General features: G+C 67.0%; 11 protein-coding genes. All 11 read left to right on the top strand.

The window, feature by feature from the left end; translation table 11 throughout:
* The first annotated feature begins 77 nt into the window (after positions 1–77).
* The 11 genes from ACTHLF_RS11480 (at position 78) to fliM (ending at position 10,870) form a co-directional block, all read left to right on the top strand.
* Positions 78–638 carry a PilZ domain-containing protein gene (locus ACTHLF_RS11480; RefSeq protein ID WP_440327475.1) on the top strand — a complete coding sequence of 187 codons (561 nt, stop codon included), beginning with the start codon at positions 78–80 and terminating at the stop codon, positions 636–638.
* Positions 639–923: 285 nt separating this feature from the next.
* Positions 924–2,339: a sigma-54 dependent transcriptional regulator gene (locus tag ACTHLF_RS11485; protein ID WP_440327476.1), complete on the top strand. Its 1,416-nt coding sequence runs from the start codon at positions 924–926 to the stop codon at positions 2,337–2,339.
* 69 nt (positions 2,340–2,408) lie between these two features.
* Positions 2,409–2,738, top strand: coding sequence for a flagellar hook-basal body complex protein FliE (gene fliE / locus ACTHLF_RS11490; RefSeq protein WP_045828538.1), 330 nt, complete (start codon positions 2,409–2,411; stop codon positions 2,736–2,738).
* 36 nt (positions 2,739–2,774) lie between these two features.
* The gene (gene fliF, locus ACTHLF_RS11495) at positions 2,775–4,484 is read left to right on the top strand and encodes a flagellar basal-body MS-ring/collar protein FliF (RefSeq protein ID WP_440327477.1); all 1,710 of its coding nucleotides are present in this window, start codon (positions 2,775–2,777) and stop codon (positions 4,482–4,484) included.
* Positions 4,485–4,494: 10 nt separating this feature from the next.
* On the top strand, positions 4,495–5,484 hold the full coding sequence (fliG, locus tag ACTHLF_RS11500) for a flagellar motor switch protein FliG (RefSeq protein WP_440327484.1): 990 nt from the start codon (positions 4,495–4,497) through the stop codon (positions 5,482–5,484).
* Complete coding sequence (locus ACTHLF_RS11505; protein WP_440327478.1) at positions 5,484–6,152, top strand: FliH/SctL family protein; 669 nt, start codon at positions 5,484–5,486, stop codon at positions 6,150–6,152. The genes fliG and ACTHLF_RS11505 overlap by 1 nt, the downstream gene beginning before the upstream one ends.
* Positions 6,149–7,510 carry a flagellar protein export ATPase FliI gene (gene fliI / locus ACTHLF_RS11510; protein WP_440327479.1) on the top strand — a complete coding sequence of 454 codons (1,362 nt, stop codon included), beginning with the start codon at positions 6,149–6,151 and terminating at the stop codon, positions 7,508–7,510. The genes ACTHLF_RS11505 and fliI overlap by 4 nt, the downstream gene beginning before the upstream one ends.
* The gene (gene fliJ / locus ACTHLF_RS11515) at positions 7,510–7,935 is read left to right on the top strand and encodes a flagellar export protein FliJ (protein WP_440327480.1); all 426 of its coding nucleotides are present in this window, start codon (positions 7,510–7,512) and stop codon (positions 7,933–7,935) included. Before fliI ends, fliJ begins: the two co-directional genes overlap by 1 nt.
* A 58-nt stretch (positions 7,936–7,993) precedes the next feature.
* Positions 7,994–9,136, top strand: coding sequence for a flagellar hook-length control protein FliK (locus tag ACTHLF_RS11520; RefSeq protein ID WP_440327481.1), 1,143 nt, complete (start codon positions 7,994–7,996; stop codon positions 9,134–9,136).
* Between the two features lie 200 nt (positions 9,137–9,336).
* Positions 9,337–9,828 carry a flagellar basal body-associated FliL family protein gene (locus tag ACTHLF_RS11525; protein ID WP_440327482.1) on the top strand — a complete coding sequence of 164 codons (492 nt, stop codon included), beginning with the start codon at positions 9,337–9,339 and terminating at the stop codon, positions 9,826–9,828.
* 16 nt (positions 9,829–9,844) lie between these two features.
* Positions 9,845–10,870 (top strand): flagellar motor switch protein FliM, encoded by a 1,026-nt coding sequence (fliM, locus tag ACTHLF_RS11530; RefSeq protein WP_440327483.1) that lies wholly within the window; start codon positions 9,845–9,847, stop codon positions 10,868–10,870.
* The last annotated feature ends 387 nt before the right edge of the window (positions 10,871–11,257 follow it).

Here is an 11,257-nt window from a genome sequence, read left to right on the forward strand (position 1 = left end):
CGCTCGGTTCCTCGAACCGGGTACGCAAGGCCGTGGCTGCGTATACTTCGTTCTGATTTCACCACGGTGGCAGGCCCATGAGTGACTCGACGTGGAAGGCCTTTTCGGAGCGGGTCACCTGGGACGCCCGGTTCCACGCCACCTGTGAGCCCGCCGAGCGCCCCGCGCCGGCCGCCCTGGCTTCGGTCAATGATCGCAACGCCAATGTCCTGGTCGCTGTCGCCGCCCTGATGGACCGCCGGGTCGATACTGGCGATGAGGACAACGCCCTCAGCCATGAGGTCGCCCGGCTGGATGCCAAGCTCAACGTCCTCATGGAGATCGTGAACCGTCTTCTCCTGCCGCAGTCGGCCCTGCCGCCCCGCATTTCCCTGCGCTTCAACGCCCTTGGCGTAGTCCTCCCCTGGGACGGCCTGCCGCCCGTGGGCGAGTCGGTGCTGGTGAAGCTGCACTTCGACGTGGTCAGGGCGCTGCCCCTGGAACTGCCGGGCATCCGCCAGCCGGGGCCCATGGACGGCAAGGGTTTCGTGGCCTTCGAGGGCCTTTCCGAGCCGGTCCGCGACGAGATCGAGCGGCTGGTTTTCCGCCAGCACCGGCGCCAGGTCGCCGAGGCCCGGGCCCAGTCAGCCCAGGGGTGACCTTTTACGTCACGTGACGTAAGAACGTCGCGTGTCTTCCTGCGTCACATTCGTGACGCGTGTCGTCACGATTGACGCTGACGCTCACCGGGGCGTTTTCACACGTTGCCGAAAAGGTTTTCCCTACACGGCGACAGTCCGTTCCCTGACGCGGATTTCAGGCTTTTCCCGTCGGTTTTCCGACGTTGGCACGCTCCTTGATTGATACCTTGCAACGAAGGCGACGGGATTCCAGCACGGACCCGCCCAGGGGCCTTCGATCATTCTCTACGCGAGGTATATCCGGTGAAGTCGTCCAACTTTCTCGTTGTCGAATCCGACCCGTCCCGCGCCGATGCCGTGGGTTCGGCGCTTGCCTTCCTGGGTTACCGCCCGGTGCTGGCCAGCCGCATGCACACGGTGGAAGCGGGCGAGGCCTGGCGCGGTGCCTATGTAGGCACGGTGGACGACGAGGCCGAGCTGGAAGGCTACCTCGCACCGCTCGGCCGCCAGGCCCGCGAACTGCCCATGCTGGTCGCCGCCGATTCGCCGATCGCCACCGCGCTGATCGCCGACGACAACATCCAGAACGTCGAGCTGATCGACATGCCGCTGCGCTACGAGCGCCTGTCGGAAGCCCTGCGCAGCCTGCAGGCCCGCATGCAGCCGGCGGTCTCCAGCCTGCGCTTCGTCGGCCAGTCCGGCCCGATGCAGCGGGTGAACTCGCTGATCCGCCAGGTCGCCCCGTTCGATTCCAGCGTGCTCGTGCTGGGCGAATCCGGCAGCGGCAAGGAACTGGTCGCCCGCACCATCCACGATTGCTCGCCGCGCCGTGACAAGCCGTTCGTCGCGATCAACTGCGGCGCCATCCCGGCCGAGCTGCTCGAAAGCGAACTGTTCGGCCATGAGAAGGGCGCCTTCACCGGCGCGATCAGCTCGCGCAAGGGCCGCTTCGAACTGGCCGAGGGCGGCACGCTGTTCCTCGACGAAATCGGCGACATGAGCCTGCCGATGCAGGTGAAGCTGCTCCGCGTGCTGCAGGAGCGCGTGTTCGAGCGCGTCGGCGGCAACCGCGCGCAGCGCTGCGACGTGCGCATCATCGCCGCGACCCACCGCGACCTCGAGGGCGCCATCGAGCGTGGCACCTTCCGTGAAGACCTGTTCTATCGCCTGTCGGTGTTCCCGCTGGAAATGCCGCCGCTGCGCCAGCGCCTGGAAGACCTGCCGGCGCTTATTGCCGAATTCAACCAGCGCCTGGTCACCCGTGGCCTGTCGTCGGTCCGCTTCACCCCGAGCGCCATGAACGCCCTGTGCGCCCACGCGTGGCCGGGCAACGTCCGCGAGCTGTCGAACCTGGTGGAGCGCATGGCGATCCTCATGCCCCAGGGTGATGTCCGCGCCGCCGACCTGCCGGAAAAGTACCGCGGTGCGACGCCGGTTGAGGAAGTATCGGGTGCGGCGCTCATCGCCATGATGGAGGCCGAGCCGGACGTGACGGAAACCTTCCGTTACGGCGGTGAAGGCGATCCGTCGGTGCTGCCGCAGGGCGGCCTGGACCTCAAGGATCACCTCGCCGGCATCGAGATCGGCCTGATCCGCCAGGCGCTGGATTCCGCCAACGGCGTGGTCGCCCATGCGGCCAAGCTGCTCCGCGTGCAGCGTACGACCCTCGTGGAAAAGCTGCGCAAATACGGCCTTTCCGAAGCTGCGCAGGCAGGCTGATCGTTCTTCACGGTTGGCATGGGTCGTGCTTGAAGTGTCGGTAAGACGATTACGCGTTGGAAAACCGTCATGACCACGATCGACGTCAACAGCCTCCTGCTCCAGATGCGCCGCATCAGCGCGCAGACCGAAATGCCCGCCATCCGTGGCGTGGGCGAAGCCGCCCCCGCGCAGAAGGGCTCGTTCGGTGACCTGCTCAAGCAGTCCATCGATGGCGTCAACGAAACACAGCAGAAGGCCGGCCAGCTCTCCACGGCCTTCGAACGCGGCGACCCGGGCGTGGATCTCGCCCAGGTGATGATCCAGGGCCAGAAAGCCGACCTCGCGTTCCGCGGCATGACCGAAGTGCGCAACAAGATGGTCGATGCCTACAAAGAAATCATGAACATGTCGGTTTAACCGGCGTGCCACGTATCCCAGGACTGACTACCCCCCATGGCTGATAACGGCGTCGCTACCACGGACACCAGCAACGCATCGCGCATGCACTCGCTGAAGTCGCTCGCGCAGACGCCTGCCGCGCGCCAGCTGTTCATGCTGGCCGGTATCGCGGGTGCCGTCGCTATTGGCATCGCCGCGGTGATGTGGTCGCGTGCCCCGAACTACGGCCTGCTCTACGGTGGCCTGGAACAGAAAGACGCGGCGGCCGTCACCCAGGCGCTGCAGACCCAGAACGAGCCGTACACGCTCAGCACCGATGGCAGCTCGATCTTCGTGCCGGTGGCCGACGTGGCCGCCGTGCGCCTCAAGCTCGCCGGCCAGGGCCTGCCGCAGGGTGCCGCTACCGCGCAGCCCGCTTCCGATTCCCCGTTCGGCATGAGCGACATGGCCGAGCGCTCGCATTACCAGTCGGCGCTCGAAGCCGACCTCGGCAACACCATCGCCGGCCTGCAGTCGGTGCGCGCCGCCCGCGTGCACCTCGCGCTGCCCAAGCCGTCCGCCTTCATTCGCGATAACAAGCCGGCCAGTGCTTCGGTCGTCGTCACCCTGTACCCCGGGCGCCAGCTCGACCAGGGCCAGGTGGCTGCGATCGTCCACCTCGTCGCGGCGAGCGTGCCTGAACTCGATACGCGCAACGTCTCGGTCATCGACCAGGGCGGCAGCCTGCTGACCCAGAACGATCCGGATAGCGCCGCCGCCATTGGCGACAACCGCCTGCGCCTGTCCAACCGCATCGAAGCCACCTACACGCAGCGCGTCGAAGACCTGCTGGCGCCGCTGGTCGGCGCAGGCAAGGTGCGCGCGCAGGTGTTCGCCGATCTCGACTTCTCGTCGACCGAGAAGGCCAGCGAAACCTTCAACCACGACAACCCGGCGCTGCGCAGCGAGCAGACCAGCAGCGACACGCGCACCGATCCCGCCAGCAATGGTGGCGTGCCGGGCGCGCTGAGCAACCAGCCGCCGAACGCAGGTGGTAACCCGACCGCTGCGAACCCCACGGCTGGCAAGCCGGCGGCACCGGGCCAGGCGGCGACGACGCAGACCGCGCAGACGCCGAGCCAGAAGACGGAAAGCGCGACCCGCAACTTCGAGCTCGACCGCACGGTCAGCCATGTCACCGATCCGGCCGGCAAGGTCGCGCGACTGACGGTTGCCGTCGTCGTCGACAACAAGACCGTGCCTGATAAGGACGGCAAGACGAAGAGCGTTCCCTTCACGCCGGAAGAACTGCAGCGCCTCACCGAGCTGACCAAGAACGCGGTGGGCTTCAGCGCCCAGCGTGGCGACAGCGTCAGCGTCATCAACGAACCGTTCCACGGTGTCGCCGCCGAAGATGCGCCGGAGGGCCCTGCGTTCTGGGAGCGGCCGGGCATGCTCGACCTGATCAAGCAGGGCCTGGGCGTGATGGTCGCGCTGATCGTCGGCTTCTTCGTGCTGCGCCCGATGCTGAAGGGGCTGCTCAAGCCCGCACCGTCGATGGAGCAGGGCATGGCGCTCGCCGGCCCGATGCCCACCGTATCGGTCATGGTCGATGACGACGACATGGGCTCGGACCGTGCCCACGTTTCCTCCCAGGTCCAGCTTGGCGCACCGGCGCTGCTGGCATACGAACAGAAGGTCGGCCTCGCCAAGCGGATGGCGGCCGAGAATCCGAAGCAGGTAGCGCAGGTCGTGAAGAGCTGGGTGAATGACGATGGCGGCTGATAAAGAAGCCCTGACGGGCGCGCAGAAAGCCGCGATCCTGCTCCTTACCCTGGGTGAGGAAGACGCGGCCTCGATACTCAAGCACCTCGGTGCGCGTGACGTGCAGGCGGTAGGTACCGCCATGGCACAGCTGAAGAACGTCTCCAAGGAGCAGGTCGAGGTCGTCCTCACCAAGCTGCAGGAAGACGTGGGCCAGCACACCGCCATCGGCGTCGGCACCGAAGACTACATCCGCCGCATCCTGGTCAACGCACTGGGTGAGAACAAGGCGGGCGGCCTCATCGATCGCATCCTCCTGGGCCGCAGCAGCAAGGGCCTGGAGTCGCTGAAGTGGATGGAAAGCCGGGCGATCGGTGAAATGATCAGCCAGGAGCATCCGCAGATCATCGCGCTGGTGCTCGCGCACCTCGAACCGGACCAGGCGGCTGAAGTCATCGGCTACTTGCCGGCGCGTACGCGCAGCGATGTCGTCATGCGCATCGCCACGCTCGACGGCGTGCAGCCGCATGCGCTGAACGAGCTCGACGAAATCATGGAGCGCCAGTTCTCCGGCAACTCCAACAAGCTGAAGTCGGCGACGGTCGGTGGCCTGAAGGCCGCGGCGGACATCCTCAACGCGATGGAAACCTCGCGCGAGGCGGAGCTGATGGGCGCCATCCGTGGCATCGATACCGGTCTCGGCGACCGCATCGAAGAACTCATGTTCGTCTTCGATGACCTCGCGGAGCTGGACGACCGCAGCATGCAGGTGCTCCTGCGTGAAGTGCCGTCGGCCCGCCTCATCACCGCGCTGAAGGGCGCGGATGCGGCGATCCGCGAGAAGATCTTCGCCAACATGTCCAAGCGTGCCGCCGACATGCTGCGCGACGACCTGGAAGTGAAGGGCCCGGTGCGCCTGTCCGAAGTGGATGCGGCGCAGAAGGAAGTGCTCGCCACCGCGCGGCGCCTGGCTGATGCTGGCCAGATCAATCTCGCCGGCGGCGGGGAAGAGTTCGTCTGATGAGCCTTACCTCCATCCTTTCCCGCGAACGCGTCGATCAGTTCGAGCGTTGGGAGCTGCCGGTCGTCGGCGGCTCCGCCGTGCACCACGCGGACGAGATCGAGGAAGACGATGGCCCGCACCGGCCGACCGTGGCCGAGATCGAGGCGATCGAGCGCCAGGCCCGCGAGGAAGGCTTCAATGCCGGCCTCAATGAAGGCCGGGCCATGGCGAAGCGCGAACTCACGGCCCAGGTGGCGCGCCTCGATGCGCTGTTTGCCACGGTCGAGCGTCCGTTCGCCGAACTCGATAACGATGTGGCGGGCGATCTCGCCGCATTGGCCACGCTGATCGCGGAGCGCGTGCTCGGTTACGAGATCGCTACGCGCCCGGAAAAGATCCTCGATATCGTGCACCAGGCCGTGGACGTGCTGCCGGCCGGTTCGCGTCATCTGAAAATCCACCTGAATCCCGCCGACGCCACGCTGGTGCGCGAGCATCGCTCGTCGGCCGACCACGAAGGCACGATCCTCGACGATGCCGCGCTCGAGCGCGGTGACGTGCGCCTGGAGAGCGAGCATTCGCGCCTCGACGCGCGCGTGCGCACGCGGCTGGCCGCGGTGATCGATAGCGTGCTGATGCCGGCGCCGGCCGCGGAATCGGAAGGCGACGAGGTCGCTGCCCCGTGAGCGCGGACGCCCACAAGGCGAACCGCACGGCGCACTGGCGTGACGCCCTCTCCGTGCAGAAGGCCAACGTCGAGCGCGTGCGTCCGCTGCAGGCGGAAGGCAAGCTGCGCCGCGTCGTCGGCCTGACGCTGGAAGCGGTCGGCTGCGAGGCCCCCGTGGGCTCGCGCTGCATGGTGGCGGGTGCGGACGGCAAGCAGCTTGAAACCGAGGTCGTCGGCTTTTCCGATGGCCGCCTGCTGCTGATGCCCACCGGCGAAATGCACGGCGTGCTGCCCAATGCGCGCGTCACCCCCGTGGCTTCCGTTTCCGGCATTCCCGTTGGCGATTCGCTGCTGGGCCGCGTGATCGGCCCGGATGGCGTGCCGCTCGATGGCATGGGCCCGCTGCTGGCGCGCGAGCGTGCGCCGCTGCGGCGCGACCCGATCAACCCCATGCTGCGCCAGCCGATCGATACACCGCTCGATACCGGTGTGCGCGCCATCAATTCGTTGCTGACCGTCGGCCGCGGCCAGCGCATCGGCCTGTTCGCCGGCTCGGGCGTCGGCAAGTCGACCCTCATGGGCATGATGACCCGCTTCACCAACGCCGATGTCGTGGTGGTGGGGCTGATCGGCGAGCGCGGCCGCGAAGTGAAGGAATTCGTCGACCATACGCTGGGCGAGGAAGGCCGGCGCCGTGCTGTCGTGATCGCCGCGCCGGCTGATGCACCGCCGCTCTCGCGCCTGCGTGGCGCGCAGGTGGCGACCGCAGTGGCCGAGCATTTCCGCGATGAAGGCAAGCGCGTCCTGCTGCTCATGGATTCGCTCACCCGTTACGCGCAGGCGCAGCGCGAGATCGCCCTGGCGATCGGCGAACCACCCGCCACCAAGGGCTACCCGCCGTCCGTGTTCGCCATGCTGCCCGCGCTCGTCGAGCGTGCCGGCAACGACGCGGAAGGGCGCGGCTCGATCACGGCGTTCTACACCGTGCTCACCGAGGGCGATGACTATCGCCACGATCCCATCGCTGACTCGGCGCGCGCGATCCTGGATGGCCACATCGTGCTGTCGCGTGACCTGGCTGAAGCCGGCCATTACCCGGCCATCGATATCGAGGCTTCGATCAGCCGCGTGATGCATTCGGTCGTGAGCAAGGACCACATGCGCGCCGCGCAGCGTTTCCGCCAGGTGTACTCGGCCTACCGCCAGCAGCGTGACCTGATCGCCGTGGGTGCCTACAAGCAGGGCAGCGATCCACGTACGGATGAGGCGATCGCCCTGTATCCGCAATTGTCGGCCTTCCTCCAGCAGGAGACCGATACCCCCGTCTATCTCGATGAGGCCGAAGCCGGCCTTGTCGATGCCGCGAAGGCCCGCTGATGCCCTCCCGCGCCGACCGCCTGCAACCCGTCGTCGACCTCGCCGCTGAAAAGGCGGAGGAGGCGACGCGCGCGCTCGCGGTGCAGCAGCGCGCGGTCGCCGACGCCGAGCAGCAACTCGCGGACCTGCGCCGCTACCGCAACGAATACGCCGAAATACCCTCGGGCATTGGCGTCGCCGAGCTGCTCAACCGCCAGCAGTTCCTGCAGAAGATCGACATGGCCATCGTCCAGCAGATGGGCGAGGTGCAGCGCCGCGAGCGCGCCCTCGAACGCGCGCGAAACGACTGGAGCGAAGCGCGCGGCCGGGCGAAGGCGCTCGATTCCGTCACCGCGAAATACCGCGAGCAGGAGCGCAAATCGCAGGATCGCCGTGAGCAGGAACAGGCTGACGAGCGCTCGCAATACCGCCGGAACCCCAGGTGAGGGGCCTGACGTGCATCACGCCACGCCTCCCGCCGATCGACCCCATCGAGCCAAACGCATGAACAACACATCGCTTCTCCTCCATGCCGCCCGGCCCTCGGCGTCCGCCGCGACGCACGCTTCCTCCCCGGTAGCGCCCGCGTCATCGCCGGCCACGGCATCGTCCACGGCCAGCGACGCTTCGGCGGCGCAGAAGCCGTTCAACCACGCGATGAATGCGGCGCGTGCGGACAACCACGCGCACAAGGCGGACGACAGCCAGCACGACACGACGGCGAAGTCGCAGGCCGGCAGCCCGGACGACAAGGCACCGGCATCGGCGGCGGATTCGAAGAAGGACGATACGGCAGGAACGAAGGACGACGACACGACGAAAAAGGATGACGGCACCGCGGGCGGCGATGGCACCTCGCTCGCCGCTTCCATGCTCGCCCTTATCGGCGTGCCCACGCAGGTGACCCAGGTGGCCGCGAACGCACTCGGCGCGGCGAAGGATGTGGTGACAGGCCACGCCGGCGACGCGCTCGCCGCGCTCACCGGTGCGAAGGGCGATGCCGCCACCGTCACGGCCGGCGCGCTCAACGCGCTGCCGGCCGCCGTCACGGAAACCACGACCACCGCGCCGACGCCGCTTTCCGCGTTCGCCGCACTGCTTGGCGCCAAGGGCGCTGGGACGGACGACGCGAAGGACGAGACCCGGGGCCTGGACCCTGCCGCCGGCCCGATGCCGCTGGCGCACACGCAGGCACCTGGCCAGCTCAACGGCCCGATGCAGCTGCAGGCGACCCAGCCGGCGACCTCGCCGCAGTTCTCCCAGGAGCTCGGCGAACAGATCGCCTGGATGAGCTCGGCCGCCGGTGACGTGAAGGAAGCCCGGATCAAGCTGCACCCGGAAGAACTGGGCAGCATGGATGTCCGCGTGAACGTCGATGGCGGCAAGGTCAATGTCGCGATCATGGCCCAGCACCCGGCCGCCGTGCATGCCGTGCAGCAGACGCTTTCCAACCTGGACACGATGCTGGCCCACCACGGGCTTTCGCTCGGCCAGGCCGAAGTGAACCAGGGCGGCGCGCAGCAGAACGGCGGCCAGCAGGGGAGCGGGCAGGGCGGTAGCGCTGATTCGGCTGATGCCTCTGGCGATGCCCTGGTGACCGCTGGCACGTCGCGCGTTTCGCGCGGCCTGGTGGACGAGGTCGCCTGACCCTGCGCGTGACGTAATGACGTCACGCGTCAATTTTCCGCCTTGTTGGTCATTCCGGCTCTCAGGCCGAAAAGCCCTTTAAAAAAGGGGTCTGCACCGGCGTTGCCCACTGTGCGTCATGGCACGCCGCTTGCAACAATACCCGCGGGGCCCCACGGGCCAGTCACCTACCGCATCCGCATCAACGAGGTTCCACCGGCATGGCCACGGCAAAGAAAGAAGGCGAAGAAGGCAAGAAGAAGGGCAAGGGCAAGCTGCTGCTCATCGCCGCGCTGGTCGTGCTGGCTGCCGGTGGCGGCGGCGCGTTCTTCATCCTGAAGGGTGGCCACCCCAAGAGCGCCGAACAGGCTGCCGCGGAATCGGCCAAGGCCAAGCCTGCCGTTTACCTGCAGCTGGATCCCGCCTTCGTGGTTAATGTCCAGGATGACACCGCCCTGCGCTTCCTGCAGGTGGGCGTCAACGTGATGTCGCACGACCCGGAAGCGATTACCGCGGCCAAGGAAGCCGACCCCGAGATTCGTAACGCCCTGCTCATGCTGTTCTCGGCGCAGGACGTGAAGGCCCTTTCGGATGTGAAGGGCAAGCAGAAGCTCCAGGCCGCCGCCCTGGCTGAGGTGCAGCGCGTGCTCAAGGAAAAGATCGGCCGTCCGGGCGTCGACGCCCTGTACTTCACCAGCTTCAGCATGCAGTGACGGGAGCCGTCCGGCCATGAGCGACATCCTTACCCAGGAAGAAATCGATGCGCTGCTGGCCGGCGTGGAAGGCGGCTCCGTGGAGACGGAGCTGGAGCCGCCACCGCCGCCCGGCTCCATCCTCGATTACGACTTCACCCAGCAGGACCGCATCGTCCGCGGCCGCCTGCCGACCCTGGAAATGGTCAACGACCGTTTCGCCCGCTATTTCCGCGCCAACCTGTTCAACGTGCTGCGGAAGTCCTGCGAGGTGTCGGTCCTTGGCGTGAAGATGACCAAGTTCAACGAGTACGTCCATTCGCTGGCCGTGCCGAGCAATCTCAACCTGGTCCGGATCAAGCCCCTGCGCGGCACCGCGCTCATGGTGTTCGAGCCGCGCCTGGTCTTCACGGTCATCGATAACTTCTTCGGTGGCGATGGCCGGTTCCATGCCCGTATCGAAGGCCGGGATTTCACCCCGACCGAAAACCGGGTGATCCAGATCGTCCTGGCGGAGGCGTTCGGCGCCATGGCCGAGGCCTGGGCGCCGGTGCTGAAGATGCAGTTCGAGTTCCTGAACTCGGAGATCAACCCGCAGTTCGCCAATATCGTGAGCCCCACGGAAACCGTGGTGGTATCCCGCTTCCACGTGGAGCTGGATGGCGGCGGCGGCGAGATCCACCTGACGCTCCCGTACTCGATGGTCGAGCCGATCCGCGAGTTGCTGGACGCTGGCGTGCAGAGCGACCGTGCCGAGCGTGACGAGCGCTGGATCCAGAACCTCCACGAGGAGATCCTGGATGCCGAGGTGGAGGTCACCTCCATGCTGGCCGAGGCGCGCCTGACCATCGGCGACTTCCTGCACCTGCGCAAGGGCGACATCATCCCGATCAGCCTGCCCGACCTGGCCACCGTCTTCGCCGAGGACGTGCCGATTTTCCGCGGCCGCATGGCCAACGCGGCGGGCAACAAGGCAGTGCAGTTCGAGTCACACATGCGCCGCCCGGCGGTCAAAGCCAGCCTGCCGACGCCAGCACCGTCGCCGACGCCCGAGCCGGCCTGACCGGCTTCCCGCAGGAGCCCACCCTGTGGGCGACATCTTGCGCGACAGCGCTGCAGACCCTGTGGCGTTCGTGCGAAAGGCGTCGCCCACAGGGTGGGCTCCTACGCGATGGGGCTTGCCGCCAGCCCCATCGCGCGCAAGCGCGCTCCCACAGTCGTTTGTCGTCCCGCAAGGTGGGCACCAACGTTTTCGGCAAGGGAAAACGTGACCGTCATGGTGACTAACTGCCGTCGAGCGTCAGGTTTCCGGCTAGCACCACCATCAGGGTAGGGAGGGGTTGGGGTAGGCCCCGTACAACCACCTGAAATCGCACGAAAAAACGTTGATCCGCCGCGCGCCAAAAGCATGGCACGCCGTTTGCTTTCTCCTATCCGTCATCCCAGTAAC

Origin of the sequence: Luteibacter sp., assembly GCF_051958795.1 — a bacterium.
Taxonomy (GTDB): domain Bacteria; phylum Pseudomonadota; class Gammaproteobacteria; order Xanthomonadales; family Rhodanobacteraceae; genus Luteibacter.